General features: G+C 59.7%; 15 protein-coding genes. 6 read left to right on the forward strand and 9 right to left on the reverse strand.

Annotated features, from left to right (window positions below):
• The first annotated feature begins 3 nt into the window (after positions 1–3).
• On the forward strand, positions 4–885 hold the full coding sequence (locus J2Y90_RS05075) for a hypothetical protein (RefSeq protein ID WP_253497157.1): 882 nt from the start codon (positions 4–6) through the stop codon (positions 883–885).
• Positions 878–1,597, forward strand: coding sequence for an AAA family ATPase (locus J2Y90_RS05080; RefSeq protein WP_253497160.1), 720 nt, complete (start codon positions 878–880; stop codon positions 1,595–1,597). Before J2Y90_RS05075 ends, J2Y90_RS05080 begins: the two co-directional genes overlap by 8 nt.
• Before the next feature lie 56 nt (positions 1,598–1,653).
• Here the strand turns inward: J2Y90_RS05080 and J2Y90_RS05085 are convergent, their stop codons facing one another.
• The 5 genes from J2Y90_RS05085 to dadA form a co-directional block, all read right to left on the reverse strand.
• Complete coding sequence (locus tag J2Y90_RS05085) at positions 1,654–2,067, reverse strand: c-type cytochrome (RefSeq protein ID WP_253505062.1); 414 nt, start codon at positions 2,065–2,067, stop codon at positions 1,654–1,656.
• A gap of 181 nt (positions 2,068–2,248) precedes the next feature.
• Positions 2,249–2,797, reverse strand: coding sequence for a cupin domain-containing protein (locus J2Y90_RS05090; protein WP_016772566.1), 549 nt, complete (start codon positions 2,795–2,797; stop codon positions 2,249–2,251).
• An 88-nt stretch (positions 2,798–2,885) separates the two neighbouring features.
• Positions 2,886–3,959 (reverse strand): alanine racemase, encoded by a 1,074-nt coding sequence (alr, locus tag J2Y90_RS05095; protein WP_253505065.1) that lies wholly within the window; start codon positions 3,957–3,959, stop codon positions 2,886–2,888.
• A 93-nt stretch (positions 3,960–4,052) separates the two neighbouring features.
• On the reverse strand, positions 4,053–4,406 hold the full coding sequence (locus tag J2Y90_RS05100; protein WP_253497163.1) for a RidA family protein: 354 nt from the start codon (positions 4,404–4,406) through the stop codon (positions 4,053–4,055).
• Entirely contained in the window at positions 4,378–5,682 is a 1,305-nt protein-coding gene (gene dadA, locus J2Y90_RS05105) for a D-amino acid dehydrogenase (RefSeq protein WP_253497166.1), read from the reverse strand. Before dadA ends, J2Y90_RS05100 begins: the two co-directional genes overlap by 29 nt.
• Before the next feature lie 153 nt (positions 5,683–5,835).
• Between dadA and J2Y90_RS05110 the strand changes: the two genes are divergently transcribed.
• A complete protein-coding gene (locus tag J2Y90_RS05110; protein WP_010465173.1) occupies positions 5,836–6,324 on the forward strand; it encodes an Lrp/AsnC ligand binding domain-containing protein in 489 nt (162 codons plus the stop codon).
• Between the two features lie 84 nt (positions 6,325–6,408).
• Here J2Y90_RS05110 and J2Y90_RS05115 read toward each other — a convergent pair whose 3' ends face one another.
• On the reverse strand, positions 6,409–6,762 hold the full coding sequence (locus J2Y90_RS05115; protein WP_253497169.1) for a YkgJ family cysteine cluster protein: 354 nt from the start codon (positions 6,760–6,762) through the stop codon (positions 6,409–6,411).
• Positions 6,763–6,908: 146 nt separating this feature from the next.
• Here J2Y90_RS05115 and J2Y90_RS05120 point away from each other — a divergent pair, with 146 nt between their 5' ends.
• A complete protein-coding gene (locus J2Y90_RS05120) occupies positions 6,909–8,219 on the forward strand; it encodes an NAD(P)/FAD-dependent oxidoreductase (RefSeq protein WP_253497172.1) in 1,311 nt (436 codons plus the stop codon).
• 120 nt (positions 8,220–8,339) lie between these two features.
• Here J2Y90_RS05120 and J2Y90_RS05125 read toward each other — a convergent pair whose 3' ends face one another.
• Complete coding sequence (locus tag J2Y90_RS05125) at positions 8,340–8,582, reverse strand: DUF1127 domain-containing protein (protein WP_253497175.1); 243 nt, start codon at positions 8,580–8,582, stop codon at positions 8,340–8,342.
• A gap of 176 nt (positions 8,583–8,758) precedes the next feature.
• On the opposite strand from J2Y90_RS05125, the gene J2Y90_RS05130 reads away from it, so the two are divergent.
• A complete protein-coding gene (locus J2Y90_RS05130) occupies positions 8,759–10,180 on the forward strand; it encodes a PLP-dependent aminotransferase family protein (RefSeq protein WP_253497178.1) in 1,422 nt (473 codons plus the stop codon).
• 61 nt (positions 10,181–10,241) lie between these two features.
• Positions 10,242–11,810: a phospholipase D family protein gene (locus tag J2Y90_RS05135; protein ID WP_253497181.1), complete on the forward strand. Its 1,569-nt coding sequence runs from the start codon at positions 10,242–10,244 to the stop codon at positions 11,808–11,810.
• Positions 11,811–11,897: 87 nt separating this feature from the next.
• On the opposite strand, the gene J2Y90_RS05140 is transcribed toward J2Y90_RS05135, so the two are convergent.
• Together J2Y90_RS05140 and J2Y90_RS05145 are read right to left on the reverse strand one after the other, a co-directional pair.
• The gene (locus J2Y90_RS05140; RefSeq protein ID WP_253497184.1) at positions 11,898–13,040 is read right to left on the reverse strand and encodes an MFS transporter; all 1,143 of its coding nucleotides are present in this window, start codon (positions 13,038–13,040) and stop codon (positions 11,898–11,900) included.
• 186 nt (positions 13,041–13,226) lie between these two features.
• Positions 13,227–14,720, reverse strand: a complete 1,494-nt coding sequence (locus J2Y90_RS05145) for an aldehyde dehydrogenase (RefSeq protein WP_253497187.1) — start codon at positions 14,718–14,720, stop codon at positions 13,227–13,229.
• Between the last annotated feature and the right edge of the window lie 172 nt (positions 14,721–14,892).

Below are 14,892 nucleotides of genomic sequence, written 5' to 3' on the forward strand. Positions count from 1 at the left end.
ACCATGTTTATTTGCCTGCAAAAAAATCTGACCGTTTTTTTTCTGTCCGTGATTTGCCTTACATTAGCAGCCGCATGTCAATTGTTGATACCATCAGTCGTCGCCAAAAGCCTGACGGCTCTCACCACTGGTGCGATTAGCAATGAGGTTTACTTCGTCCTTATCGCTGTTTTTTTAACCAAGCTTTCAACGCAAACTCTGGGTAACTCCTATGCGACGCTCATGGAAGCGAAGTCTCGTTTTGTGCTTATCAGTTTCATTGTGCATGATGAGCGGCCCTCTCCATTATGTTCTCGGGTGACAATGATTAAAGAAGATGCTGAGAAAATTGCTTCCGTCATTCATGACGCAATTCATCTCATCGGCTCCTGCATTTTGACATTGTCCGCTGCCTTTATTCTGCTTAGGGAAAACATCTACTTCTTCCTGCCAATCGCCTCAACCATTGTATTGACTTGTGTGCAATTGAGATTTGCCAAGCCTATAATCCAGCGGCTATATGCAGCAGAAATGTCGAAAGAGGATTTGTACAAAGATTCGCTTATTAACACGTTCAAAGTTTCCAGCGACGGCGAACAAAGTAAAATGCAACTCATCAGAAGCTTTGGATATTTGAGGGGCACAGTACGAGCACGCTACAAATATCAGAAAGCAAGCGCCATCCAATCCTTCTGGCCGGAAATGGCCATCTCGGCCGGGACGGTATCTGTCATTTTATTCAGCGCCGCTGCCACCCCGGAATTATTTGGCGAGCGTCTTATTGCCTGTCTCGGTTATATCGGAATCTTTACCATGGCCAGCACGAGCTCGATAAGACTCGGGATAGCGATGATCGGCGTGAAGGTTTCAATCGACAGAATCTTCAGAGGGTATCGATATGAATGATCTGTTTATCCAACAAATACGCCTGAAGCCAGACATGACGGCGGCTGACTTTCTACATGACCTCTTTCCGCTTGAATTCAGCAGCTTAATAACTGTTTTTATCGGAGAAAATGGCTCTGGAAAATCCACTTTACTTGAAGCTGTTGCCATCAAGTTGGGTTGCAATCCAGAAGGCGGTGGGAAGAATTTCAATTTCTCGACCGAGAACACCCATTCGAAACTGCATGAAACCCTGACGCTCTCAAAAGGCTACCGAAGGGAGAAGGACGTTTTTTTCTACAGAGCGGAAACCTTCTACAACTTGAGCACTACGATCCGCAAGCTCGATGCAGAGCCTAGCTTTGATCCTGAAATCAAGACCTATTACGGTGGCGTGGATTTGCATTGCATGTCGCACGGTGAAGCAATGGAAGCGCTCTTCCACCACCGATTCAAAGCCCAGGGACTGTACCTGCTCGACGAGCCGGAAGCATCGTTATCCCCGGTGAGGCAATTGGTGTTTATCAACCGGATAATGGAGCTGTCGCGCGGCGGCGCGCAATTCATCATCGCTACTCACTCTCCCCTCATCATGTCGATCCCGGGCTGTGATCTGAGGCAGATATCCGGAGGGCGCTGCGAGCAAATAGCCGCCGAAGATACTGACGCTTATGCCGTCTACAAAGCCGTGCTCAATTCTGCCGGCGCTTACATCACGAAAAACATGCTGTGAGATTGCAGGCACAAAAAAACCGTCCGAAGACGGTTTTTTTTCAAAGGCGCCGCTGATTACAGCCCGGACATCTCTTTGATCGCACCCTTGAGCTCTTCATCGGAGCAATCGGCGCAGGTGCCCTTTGGCGGCATGGCATTGATGCCGGTGATGGCCTTGGCAAGGATGCCGTCCAGACCACCCTGGTGATCGGCGCGCTCTTTCCAGGCGGCCTTGTCGCCGATTTTCGGCGCGCCGAGCAGGCCCGTGCCGTGGCAAGCGTTGCAGTGCTTGGCGATCACGTCTTTAGGTGCCTTCGCCCCGCCACCGCCGCCTGCGGTCGCAGCCACCTCCATACCTTTGCATTCCTGCCCTTGAACACATACCTGGCCGACGGGCTCGAGGCGTTTGGCGATTTCGTCATTCGTCGCAGCTTGAGCGCTGACAGCCCAGAGGGCCAGTACGGTTGCTGGTGCAGCCAGCATTTTCATAATTAGGTTCACGCGTTCACCCTCAATGGTGGCTATTCACGCCTGCGGCCACGGTTCACAGGCGGGCGCAAGTATAGCGGGTAGGCCGCTGTACTGAAACAACCCCATGGTTAGAGGGGTCTTGTTGCGCATCGGTAAAACGGTCCGGGTGCCTTCGCCGTAATGGTCTGGCGCCTCTTGCTCAGAAATTCGCCGGCGTGGCTGCGCTGATTAGTCGCGCCGGAACGTCGAACGGATTACGGAAACGATGCGGCTTGGTACTTTCAAAATAGTAGCTGTCGCCAGCTTCGAGGATAAAAGTTTCCAGACCCACCACCAGCTCGAGGCGACCTTCCACCAGAATCCCGGTTTCTTCACCTTCGTGGGTGAGCATTTCTTCGCCAGTGTCGGCGCCCGGCGGGTAGATTTCGTTGAGGAAGGCGATAGCGCGGCTCGGGTGCGCGCGGCCGACCAGTTTCATGGTCACGGCGCCGTCGGAGATGTCGATCAGCTCGTTGGCCTTGTAGACGATCTGGGTCGGTTGGTCCTGCAGGATCTCTTCGGAAAAGAACTCGACCATGGACATGGGGATGCCGCCGAGCACCTTTCTTAGCGAACTGATCGAAGGGCTGACGCTGTTCTTTTCGATCATCGAAATGGTGCTGTTGGTGACGCCCGCGCGTTTGGCGAGTTCACGCTGGGAAAGCCCTTTGAGCTTGCGGATCGATTGCAGTCGTTCACCGACGTCCAAGGCGGGAGCCTCCTGATGTTGTAAGAATATTGAGCGTTATCATGGCGACAGCGTTCAGTATTTACAACACTTGGTCCCCGTAGCGGTGTCAACCCTCGGAATAGAGCCTCGGCACCCGACGCAGGTTACAGAAGATCTGGTAAGGGATGGTATCGGCCCACTTCGCCACATCGCTGGCGAGGATGTTCTTGCCCCATAACTCGACGTCAGAACCGAGGCCGGCTTCCGGTACATCGGTCAGGTCGATGCAGAGCATGTCCATCGACACGCGGCCTAGCAGGCGGCTGCGCTTGCCGGCCACCAGCACCGGCGTGCCGGTCGGCGCCTGACGCGGGTAGCCGTCGGCGTAACCCATGGCGACCACGCCGATGCGCATGGGTTTGTCGGTGATGAATCTGGCGCCATAGCCGATCGGTTCGCCGGCCGGCAATTCACGCACGCTGATGACTTTCGATTCGAGGGTCATCACCGGTTGCAGGCGTTCGGCCACTGCGTTGGCTTCTTCGAACGGGGTCGCGCCGTAAAGCATGATGCCCGGGCGTACCCAATCGCTTTTGATTTCTGGCCAGCCGAGCACGGCTGGCGAGTTGCGCAGGCTGACTTCCGCCGCCAGGCCCTTACGCGCCGCTTCGAACACTGCCACCTGGTCGGCACTGCTTTGCGCATGCAGTTCATCGGCGCGGGCGAAGTGGCTCATTAAAACGATCTTGGCCACTTTGCCGCTGGCCAGCAGACGCTGATAGGCCGATGGATAATCTTTCGGATGCAGGCCGACACGGTGCATGCCGGAATCGAGCTTGAGCCACACCGTAATCGGTTTGCTCAGCGCCGCCTGCTCGATCGCTTCGAGCTGCCACAGCGAATGCACCACGCACCAGAAATCATGCTCGACGATCAACGCCAGCTCGTCAGCTTCGAAGAAACCTTCCAGCAGCAGTAGCGGCGCACGAATCCCGGCAGCGCGCAGCTCCAGTGCTTCTTCGATGCACGCCACGGCAAAACCGTCCGCCTCGGCTTCCAGTGCCTGGGCGCAACGCACCGCGCCATGGCCGTAGGCGTCCGCCTTGATCACCGCAAGCGCTTTGGCACCGGTGACTTCACGGGCAATTCGGTAGTTGTGACGCAGGGCTTGAAGATCGATCAGGGCACGGGCAGGACGCATGGCGGCAGACTTCTGGGCGGTCATGGGAAGAAAAACCGGCGCTGACTGACGGCGTGAGCCGCCAACAGCACCGGGAGAGGGATATCTAAAACATTATGGCAGCGCGGCGACGATGGAGATCTCCACCAGAATGCTCGGCTTGGCCATCTTCGCTTCGACGGTGGCGCGGGCCGGCGCGGCGCCTTTCGGCAGCCATTGATCCCACACTGAGTTCATCCCGGCGAAGTGAGCGTCGATGTCGTTCAGGTAGATCGTCGCCGACAACAGATGCTGCTTGTCCGTCCCGGCCAGATCGAGCAGGCGCTCGATATTGGCGAGCACGTCGCGGGTCTGCTGTTCAATTCCGGCGTCGAAGTCGTCCCCGACCTGCCCGGCCAGATACACGATGCCGTTGTGGCTGACGATCTGACTCATGCGCTCATTGGTGAGCTGGCGCTGGATTGACATGTTTTGCGGACTCCTGGGTCTTGTTGCCGTAACGGGAAATATCGAGGCCTTCGGCGCTGATCTGCGGCTTTTTCTTCGCCATCAGGTCGGCGAGCAAACGGCCGGAACCGCAGGCCATGGTCCAGCCGAGCGTACCGTGACCGGTGTTGAGGAACAGATTCTTGAATGGCGTGGCACCAACGATCGGCGTGCCGTCCGGCGTGGTCGGGCGCAGGCCGGTCCAGAAACTCGCCTCGGCCAGATTGCCGCCCTGAGGATAAAGGTCGTTGACGATCATCTCCAGGGTTTCGCGTCGACGCGGGTTGAGCGACAGGTCAAAACCGGCAATCTCGGCCATGCCGCCAACGCGAATGCGGTTGTCGAAACGGGTGATCGCGACCTTGTAGGTCTCGTCGAGAATGGTTGAAGTCGGCGCCATAGCCGGATCGGTGATCGGCACGGTCAGCGAGTAGCCCTTGAGCGGATACACCGGAGCCTTGATGCCGAGCGGCTTGAGCAGTTGCGGCGAGTAGCTGCCGAGCGCCAGCACGTAGCGGTCAGCGGTTTCCAGTTTGCCGTCAATCCACACACCGTTGATGCGATCCCCGGCGTAATCGAGTTTCTGGATGTCCTGGCCGAAACGGAATTCCACGCCGAGCTTGCGCGCCATTTCGGCGAGGCGAGTAGTGAACATCTGGCAGTCGCCGGTCTGGTCATTGGGTAGACGCAGTGCGCCGGCAAGAATGTCGGTGACGCCTGCCAAAGCCGGTTCGACGCGGGCGATGCCGGCGCGGTCGAGAACTTCAAACGGCACGCCGGATTCTTTCAGCACGGCGATGTCCTTGGCGGCGTTATCCAACTGCGCCTGAGTCCGGAACAACTGCGTAGTACCGAGGCTGCGACCTTCGTACGCAATGCCGGTTTCGGCGCGCAACTCATCGAGGCAGTCACGGCTGTACTCGGACAGACGCACCATGCGCTCCTTGTTCACCGCGTAACGGCTGGCGGTGCAGTTGCGCACCATTTGCGCCATCCACAGGTACTGATCGATGTCGGCGGTGGCCTTGATCGCCAATGGCGCGTGGCGCTGAAGCAGCCACTTGATCGCCTTGAGCGGCACGCCCGGGGCGGCCCACGGCGAGGCGTAACCCGGCGAGACCTGGCCGGCGTTGGCGAAACTGGTTTCCATGGCCGCAGCAGGCTGCCGGTCGACCACCACCACTTCAAACCCGGCACGCGCCAGATAGTAAGCACTGGCGGTACCGATGACGCCGCTACCCAAGACCATGACGCGCATTTTCAATCCCTCATCTCGGCTTTTCGCCGAACTGTTTATTAGAGCAATGATGGGCGCAGTGTAAAAAAGAAATGCCAGTGCTTTTCACTATATAAGCGCCTATATTTGGCGACAATTCTCGGCAAAAACCCTTTTCACGGAGGCGCATCCCCTATGCGTACCAACACTCAGACCAAACGTGAGCTGGACAAGATCGACCGCAACATCCTGCGCATCCTGCAGGCGGACGGGCGGATTTCCTTTACCGAACTTGGGGAAAAGGTCGGCCTCTCGACCACGCCATGCACCGAGCGCGTGCGGCGTCTGGAGCGCGAAGGAATCATCATGGGCTATAACGCCCGGCTCAATCCGCAGCATTTGAAAGGTAGCTTGCTGGTGTTTGTCGAGATCAGTCTCGATTACAAATCCGGAGACACATTCGAGGAATTCCGCCGCGCGGTGCTGAAGCTGCCGCATGTGCTGGAGTGCCATTTGGTCTCAGGGGATTTCGACTATCTGGTGAAGGCGCGGATTTCCGAGATGGCCTCGTACCGCAAATTGCTCGGCGACATTCTGTTGAAGCTGCCGCATGTGCGTGAGTCGAAGAGCTATATCGTCATGGAAGAGGTGAAAGAGAGCCTCTGCCTGCCGATTCCGGACTGACATTTGAAGATCAAGAGATCGCAGCCTTCGGCAGCTCCTACATTGGAATGCGGTCCTGTAGGAGCTGCCGAAGGCTGCGATCTTTCAAACTAATACCTGCCGATTCGCCGCCATGTATTCGAATATCTGCTTTTCCACCCGCGGATGAATCAACTCCACCGGTCGCCGCTCGTTCGGGCATGGCAGGGTCTTGGTGGTGCCAAACAATCGACAAATCAGCGGTCGCTCTTCATACACCGTGCAGCCATTCGGCCCCAGGTGCACACAGTTGAGTTCTTCCAGCGCCGCATCCTGCTCGGCGCGGGTCTTGCGCGGCAGTCGCGCCATCTCTTCGGGCGAGGTGGTCACCGGCCCGCAGCAGTCGTGGCAGCCCGGCACGCAGTCGAACGTCGGGATCTGCTGACGCAGGGTGCGGATTTTCTGGCTGTTGCAGCTCATCGAAACGGTGACCAAAGTGGCGGGACAACGATTGTGCCGCAAAAGCGCGGGTCCAGACACCGCAGACCGACCGATGTTGCCCGCCTTCAGCCGCGCAGCTTATGCTCCGTCAAATTTTATCGACACTCAGCCGTTGGATGATGCCCATGACCGCCCGCGCCCAGACCACCGCGAGCCAGCCCCACGTTGCCTCTTATTACGCCGCCAGCAGCTTGCCGCAGCCCGACCATCCTGTGTTGCAAGGCGAGGTGGCGGCTGATGTCTGCGTCGTCGGCGGCGGCTTTTCCGGGTTGAACACGGCATTGGAGCTGGCCGAACGCGGCTTCAGCGTAGTGTTGCTGGAAGCGCACAGGATTGGCTGGGGCGCCAGCGGTCGCAACGGCGGGCAGTTGATTCGCGGCGTCGGTCACGGCCTCGATCAGTTCGCCAATGTCATCGGGGCCGATGGCGTGCGCGAGATGAAACTTATGGGCCTTGAAGCCGTGGAGATTGTTCGCCAACGTGTCGAGCGTTTCGGCATTGCCTGCGACCTGACCTGGGGCTACTGCGACCTCGCCAACAAAGCTTCTGATCTTGAGGGTTTTGCCGAAGACGCCGAAGAACTGCGCGGCCTCGGTTACCGCTACGAAACCCGTCTGCTACAGGCCAACGAAATGCACACCGTGGTCGGTTCGAAACGCTACGTTGGCGGCCTGATCGACATGGGCTCCGGGCATCTGCACCCGCTGAATCTGGCGCTGGGCGAAGCGGCCGCGGCGCAGCAACTGGGCGTGCAGTTGTTCGAACGTTCGGCGGTGACGCGCATCGATTACGGCCCGGAAGTGAAGGTGCACACGGCGCAGGGCTCGGTGCGGGCGAAGACTCTGGTGCTGGGCTGCAATGCTTATCTCAACGACTTGAATCCGCAACTGAGCGGAAAGGTTCTGCCCGCCGGCAGCTACATCATCGCCACAGAGCCGCTGAGCGAAGAGCAGGCGCATGACCTGCTGCCGCAGAACATGGCGGTCTGCGACCAGCGGGTGGCGCTGGATTACTACCGGCTCTCGGCTGATCGTCGTTTGCTGTTTGGCGGCGCCTGCCATTATTCAGGGCGCGATCCGAAAGACATCGGCGCTTATATGCAGCCGAAGATGCTTGAAGTGTTCCCGCAATTGGCCGGGGTGAAAATCGATTATCAGTGGGGCGGGATGATCGGCATCGGCGCCAACCGTTTGCCGCAGATTGGCCGGCTCGCCGACCAGCCGAACGTGTATTACGCCCAGGCCTATTCCGGGCATGGGGTGAATGCCACGCACCTGGCCGGCAAGCTGTTGGCTGAGGCGATCAGCGGGCAGCATGGCGGCGGCTTTGATCTGTTCGCCAAGGTGCCGCACATCACCTTCCCCGGCGGCAAGCATTTGCGCTCGCCGTTGTTGGCGTTGGGAATGTTGTGGCATCGGCTTAAAGAGTTGGTCTGACGGATCAGGATCGTTCCCACGCTCTGCGTGGGAATGCATCCAGTGACGCTCTGCGTCACAGCGGACGCGGAGCGTCCGGGGCGGCGTTCCCACTCAGAGCGTGGGAACGATCTGTGTTATTCAGATCCGCCAGAACGGCTTCAACCCCTCCTCCCGCGCCTGCTCCAGTGTCAGCCCGACATCCTTGAGCTGTTCCGGCGTCAATTCCAGCAACGCCTTGCGCGTGTGCAGACGATGCCAGAACAGGCCCCAGCGACTGAGGCCGGACGGTGCGTTACGCAGCAGATTGCGCGCGCTGTCCTTCTGCCCTGCCGCCAGTTCCTGACTGTGTAACGTCAGCCGCACATCGCTCAAGCCGTTCATTTTCGTTGCTCCTGTTTACTTGGGTAGCCAGAGATTCCATGATGCGCGGGCGAACAAAACCATTACAGATTCAACGAACCTGTATTAATTCCATACAGATTCGTCGATTCGCCGACTGAATGATTGTTTTTTGCCGCATCTGTACTGGTTTCCACCAACGTACACCGAGACCCACCATGACTCTGTATGTAAACCTCGCCGAATTGCTCGGCACCCGCATCGAACAAGGCTTCTATCGCCCCGGCGATCGCTTGCCGTCAGTGCGTGCACTGAGCGTTGAACACGGAGTCAGCCTGAGCACGGTGCAGCAGGCCTATCGCGTGCTTGAAGACAGCGGTCTGGCCACGCCAAAACCCAAGTCCGGCTATTTCGTGCCCGTTGGCCGCGAACTGCCGGAATTGCCGGCGATCGGCCGCCCGGCGCAACGACCGGTGGAGATTTCGCAGTGGGATCAGGTGCTGGAATTGATCCGCGCCGTACCGCGCAAAGACGTTGTGCAGTTGGGCCGCGGCATGCCCGACGTCGGCTCGCCGACCATGAAACCATTGCTGCGTGGACTGGCACGGATCAGTCGGCGGCAGGATATGCCCGGTCTGTATTACGACAACATCCACGGCAACCTCGAACTGCGCGAACAGATCGCGCGCCTGATGCTCGATTCCGGCTGTCAGTTGAGCGCCAGCGATCTGGTGATCACCACTGGCTGCCACGAGGCGCTGTCCACCAGCATCCACGCGGTCTGCGAGCCGGGTGACATCGTCGCGGTGGACTCGCCGAGCTTCCACGGCGCCATGCAGACCCTCAAAGGCCTCGGCATGAAAGCCCTGGAAATCCCTACCGACCCGCTCACCGGCATCAGCCTCGACGCACTTGAACTGGCTCTGGAACAATGGCCGATCAAGGCCATTCAGCTCACCCCCAACTGCAACAACCCGCTCGGTTACGTCATGCCCGAGTCGCGCAAACGCGCGTTGTTGACCCTGGCCCAGCGTTTCGACGTGGCGATCATCGAGGACGATGTGTATGGCGAACTGGCCTATACCTACCCGCGCCCGCGCACGATCAAATCCTTCGACGAAGACGGCCGCGTGTTGCTCTGCAGCTCGTTCTCCAAGACCCTGGCGCCGGGGCTGCGCATAGGTTGGGTGGCTCCCGGCCGATATCTCGAGCGCGTGCTGCACATGAAATACATCAGCACCGGATCCACCGCGCCACAACCGCAGATCGCCATTGCCGAATTCATCAAGGCCGGCCATTTCGAGCCGCACCTGCGGCGCATGCGCATGCAGTACCAGCGCAATCGCGATGCGATGATCGACTGGGTGACCCGCTACTTTCCCGCCGGCACCCGCGCCAGTCGCCCGCAGGGCAGCTTCATGCTCTGGGTGGAGCTGCCGGAAGGTTTCGACACGCTGAAACTGAATCGCGCGCTGCACGATCAAGGCGTACAGATTGCCGTCGGCAGCATCTTTTCCGCCTCGGGCAAATACCGCAATTGTCTGCGGATGAACTACGCTGCCAAACCAACAGCGCAGATCGAAGAAGCGGTGCGCAAGGTCGGTGCCGCGGCAATCAGATTACTCGCTGAGACCGACTGACCTTTTTTGTCAGCCCGGCGTCCAAAATGCCGACCTCAACCGCCAACCGGAACGATCCTACGTGAGCTTCAGACAGCCCCTACTCGCTTTACTGATACTCGCCTCGATCCTCAGCGGCTGCGCCTGCCTTGATGTACCGCGCGAACCGAGCCAGGCTTTGCCTGCTTCGCAATCCAGCTTCGGCCGTTCGATCCAGGCGCAGGCCGCGCCCTACAAGGGGCAGTCCGGGTTTCGCCTGCTCTCCGATAGCGGCGAGGCGTTTACTGCCAGGGCCGAGCTGATTCGTCACGCCCAGGTCAGCCTCGATTTGCAGTACTACATCGTCCACGACGGCATCAGCACGCGGATGCTGGTGGAGGAAGTGCTTAAGGCTGCCGACCGTGGGGTGCGCGTGCGCATCCTGCTCGACGACACCACCAGCGACGGCCTCGACCAGATCATCGCCACCCTGGCGGCGCATCCGCAGATCCAGATTCGCTTGTTCAATCCGTTGCACCTGGGGCGCAGCACCGGCGTCACGCGTGCGGCCGGGCGACTGTTCAATCTGTCCGTGCAGCATCGGCGCATGCACAACAAGTTGTGGCTGGCGGACAACAGCGCGGCCATCGTCGGCGGGCGCAATCTGGGCGATGAGTATTTCGACGCCGAACCCAACCTGAATTTCACCGACATCGACATGCTCAGCATCGGCCCGGTGGCCGAGCAGCTCGGGCACAGTTTCGATCAGTACTGGAACAGTGCGCTGAGCAAGCCGATCGACGAATTCCTCTCCAGCCAGCCGACCGCCGCCGATCTGCAAAACACGCGCACGCGCCTGGAAGAGTCGCTGGAAGAAACCCGCAAGCAGAACCACGCGCTGTATCAGCAGTTGATGAAGTTCACCACCGACCCGCGCATGGACATCTGGCGTAAAGAGCTGATCTGGGCGTGGAACCAGGCCCTGTGGGATGCGCCGAGCAAGGTGTTGTCCAAGGGCGAACCCGATCCGCACCTGCTGCTGACCACGCAACTGGCGCCGGAACTGACCGGCGTGAGCAAAGAGCTGATCATGATCTCCGCGTACTTCGTGCCGGGTCAGCCGGGGCTGGTCTACCTGACCGGGCGCGCCGATGCCGGGGTCTCCGTGAGGCTGCTGACCAATTCGCTGGAGGCCACCGACGTGCCGGCGGTGCATGGCGGTTACGCGCCTTATCGCAAGGCGTTGCTTGAACACGGGGTGAAACTCTATGAACTGCGCCGTCAGCCTGGGGATAACTATGGCAGCGGTCCGCGGGTGTTCTACAGCCGCTCGTATCGCGGCTCGGATTCCAGCCTGCACAGCAAGGCGATGATTTTCGATCGGCGCAAATCGTTTATCGGCTCGTTCAATTTCGACCCGCGCTCGGTGTTGTGGAACACCGAAGTCGGCGTCCTGGTCGACAGTCCGGAACTGGCCGAGCACGTGCGCGCACTGGCGCTGCAAGGCATGGCGCCGACCCTGAGCTATCAGGCAAAACTTGAGGACGGCAAGGTCGTCTGGGTCACCGAGGACAACGGCCAGATGCATACCCTGACCAAGGAACCGGGGAGCTGGTGGCGGCGCTTCAACTCATGGTTCAGCACCAGCGTCGGCCTGGAGCGGATGCTGTAAAAAGCAAAAAGATCGCAGCCTCGGCAGCTCCTACAGTTGGAATGCGTATCCCCTGTAGGAGCTGCCGAAGGCTGCGATCTTTTGCTCTCAAGCAGTCTGCGTTGTGCCGAATGCCCCTTGGCGCAACAACAAAATCACCAACCCGAAAGCCCCCGCTGCCATCAACAGCGGCAGTGCATGCCCATTGATCCACTGACTGCCTGCCCCCGCCGCCAACGGCCCGACCAGACAACCGACACCCCACAACTGCGCGATATGCGCATTGGCGCGCACCAGCGCATCGTCACGGTAGCGCTCGCCGATCAGGATCAGCGACAGGGTGAACAAGCCGCCGGCACTGGCGCCGAACAGCACCCACAGCGGCCAGATCAGCAGTGTGTCGAGCAACACTGGAATGGCCAGACTCGACAGCATCAACACCACCGCGCACCCGGCAAACAGCGTGCGCCGCGACAGGTAATCGGCCAATGCGCCAATCGGCAATTGCAACAGCGCATCGCCCACTACTACGGTGCTGACCATGGCCAAGGCGATTTCGGCGGTGAACCCCTGTTGCAGGCAGTACACCGGCAGCAGCGTCAGGATCATCGCCTCGAACGCAGCGAACAACGACACCGCCCAGGCAATCGCCGGCAACTCCCGGGCAAAGCCCCACAGATCGCCAAACGTCACGCTGTTGGCCTCACTGCTCGGCGCGCCGCTGCGCCCCAGCAGCAGGAAAGGCGAGAGCGTCAGCAGACCGACCCCGACCCAGAAACCGTAATCATGCTCGGTACCCAGCGCACCCAGCAGCAACGGACCGGACAGCTGGCTCAGCGCATAGCTGCTGCCATACAGCGCCACCAGACGCCCGCGCCACTGCTCGACCACCAGCTGATTGATCCAGCTCTCGCCGAGGATGAACACGATGGTCAGGATCACACCGATCAGCAACCGTAGCAGCAACCAGATCGGATAACTCGGCAGCAGCGCCAGCAGGCCGATCGACAATGCCCCGGCCCACAGACACAGACGCATCAGATTCGCCGTGCCGAAATACGCAGCGAGATGGCTGGAAATCTTCGCCCCCAGCAGTACGCCGATCGCCGGCATTGCCGCCATCACACCGATGGCGAACGAGCCGTAGCCCCAGCCCTCCAGGCGCAACGACACCAGCGGCATGCTGACCCCCAGGGCCAGGCCGACACTCAAGACAGACGCCAACACGGCGAAATACGTCGCCCACCGCATGTTCCACGCTCCTGTGGATTTTTTATGTGCACCACAAAACCAATGTGGGAGCGAGCCTGCTCGCGAAAGCGGTTTCACATTCAGCATATGAGCTGACTGATACACCGGCTTCGCGAGCAGGCTCGCTCCCACAGAGGATCTCTGTTTGCTCAGGAAGCCCGGAGTGACCGGGCTCCCATCAGCGCCTTACAGCTTGATCCACGTCGCCTTCAGTTCGGTGTACTTGTCGAAGGCGTGCAGCGATTTGTCGCGACCGTTGCCCGACTGTTTGAAGCCACCGAACGGCGCGGTCATGTCGCCGCCGTCGTACTGGTTGACCCACACGCTGCCGGCGCGCAAGGCCTTGGCGGTCAAGTGCGCTTTGGAGATGTCCTGGGTCCACACCGCTGCGGCCAGCCCGTATGGCGTGTCGTTGGCGATCTGGATGGCTTCTTCGGCGCTATCGAAAGCGATCACCGACAACACCGGGCCGAAAATCTCTTCCTGGGCAATCTTCATCGCATTGCTCACACCATCGAAAATGGTTGGCTCAACGTAAGTGCCGCCGGTTTCCTGGAGGATGCGCTTGCCGCCGGCGACGAGTTTGGCACCATCGGTGTGACCGGATTCGATGTACGACAGCACGGTGTTCATCTGCTGGGTATCGACCAGCGCACCGACGTTGGTCGCCGGATCCAGCGGATTGCCGGGTTTCCAGGTTTTCAGCGCCTCGATCACCATCGGCAGGAATTTGTCCTTGATCGAGCGCTCGACCAGCAGCCGCGAACCGGCGGTGCAGACTTCGCCCTGGTTGAAGGCGATGGCGCTGGCGGCGGATTCGGCGGCGGCCTGCAGGTCCGGCGCATCGGCGAAGACGATGTTCGGGCTCTTGCCGCCCGCTTCCAGCCAGACGCGTTTCATGTTCGATTCGCCGGCGTAGACCATCAGTTGCTTGGCGATCTTGGTCGAACCGGTGAACACCAGCGTGTCGACGTCATTGTGCAGACCCAACGCCTTGCCGACCGTGTGGCCATAGCCCGGCAGCACGTTGAGCACGCCTTTCGGAATACCCGCCTCAACAGCCAGCGCAGCGATACGGATGGCGGTCAGCGGCGATTTTTCCGATGGCTTGAGGATTACCGAGTTACCGGTCGACAACGCTGGGCCGAGTTTCCAGCAGGCCATCATCAGCGGGAAGTTCCACGGCACGATAGCGCCGACCACGCCCACCGGCTCACGGGTCACCAGACCCAATTGATCATGTGGGGTCGCGGCGACTTCATCGTAGATCTTGTCGATCGCTTCACCGCTCCAGCTCAGCGCCTGCGCCGCGCCCGGCACGTCGATGTACAGCGAATCGCTGATCGGCTTGCCCATGTCGAGGGTCTCCAGCAGCGCCAGTTCTTCGGCGTGCTGTTTCAGCAGGCTGGCGAAGCGGATCATGGTGGCTTTGCGTTTGGTCGGCGCCAAGCGCGACCAGACGCCGGAATTGAAAGTAGCGCGAGCGTTTTCCACGGCGCGGTCGGCGTCGGCGGCGTCGCAGCTGGCGATCTTGCCGAGCAGGCGGCCATCGACCGGGCTGATGCATTCGAAGGTTTCGCCGGAGATGGCGTCGGTGTATTCGCCATTCAGAAAGGCGCGGCCTTCGATTTGCAGATCGCGGGCGCGTTGTTCCCAGTCGGCACGAGTCAGGGTGGTCATTCGGGTGTCCTCCTCTTATTGAATACGAGCACCACAAGCGCTGCGGTGCTGTTCAAGAATTCTGCCCGGCCAGCCTGCACTTTCGGCCCGAGGCACCCGCCACCCTAAACCAGCGGCCGGGTTTGTTTCAATATATTTGACATAAGCTGGCCATACGGCCTTGCGGTGTTCA

It is taken from the genome of Pseudomonas koreensis, assembly GCF_024169245.1.
Classification (GTDB): Bacteria; Pseudomonadota; Gammaproteobacteria; order Pseudomonadales; family Pseudomonadaceae; genus Aquipseudomonas; species Aquipseudomonas koreensis_F.

Bases quoted from the DNA above. Each gene is read 5' to 3' on its own strand.
- J2Y90_RS05075 (WP_253497157.1), top strand. From the start codon at position 4: ATGTTTATTTGCCTGCAAAAAAATCTGACCGTTTTTTTTCTGTCCGTG.
- J2Y90_RS05080 (WP_253497160.1), top strand. From the start codon at position 878: ATGAATGATCTGTTTATCCAACAAATACGCCTGAAGCCAGACATGACG.
- J2Y90_RS05085 (WP_253505062.1), bottom strand. From the start codon at position 2,067: ATGAAAATGCTGGCTGCACCAGCAACCGTACTGGCCCTCTGGGCTGTC.
- alr (WP_253505065.1), bottom strand. From the start codon at position 3,959: ATGCGTCCTGCCCGTGCCCTGATCGATCTTCAAGCCCTGCGTCACAAC.
- J2Y90_RS05100 (WP_253497163.1), bottom strand. From the start codon at position 4,406: ATGTCAATCCAGCGCCAGCTCACCAATGAGCGCATGAGTCAGATCGTC.
- dadA (WP_253497166.1), bottom strand. From the start codon at position 5,682: ATGCGCGTCATGGTCTTGGGTAGCGGCGTCATCGGTACCGCCAGTGCT.
- J2Y90_RS05110 (WP_010465173.1), top strand. From the start codon at position 5,836: ATGCGTACCAACACTCAGACCAAACGTGAGCTGGACAAGATCGACCGC.
- J2Y90_RS05115 (WP_253497169.1), bottom strand. From the start codon at position 6,762: ATGAGCTGCAACAGCCAGAAAATCCGCACCCTGCGTCAGCAGATCCCG.
- J2Y90_RS05120 (WP_253497172.1), top strand. From the start codon at position 6,909: ATGACCGCCCGCGCCCAGACCACCGCGAGCCAGCCCCACGTTGCCTCT.
- J2Y90_RS05125 (WP_253497175.1), bottom strand. From the start codon at position 8,582: ATGAACGGCTTGAGCGATGTGCGGCTGACGTTACACAGTCAGGAACTG.
- J2Y90_RS05130 (WP_253497178.1), top strand. From the start codon at position 8,759: ATGACTCTGTATGTAAACCTCGCCGAATTGCTCGGCACCCGCATCGAA.
- J2Y90_RS05140 (WP_253497184.1), bottom strand. From the start codon at position 13,040: ATGCGGTGGGCGACGTATTTCGCCGTGTTGGCGTCTGTCTTGAGTGTC.
- J2Y90_RS05145 (WP_253497187.1), bottom strand. From the start codon at position 14,720: ATGACCACCCTGACTCGTGCCGACTGGGAACAACGCGCCCGCGATCTG.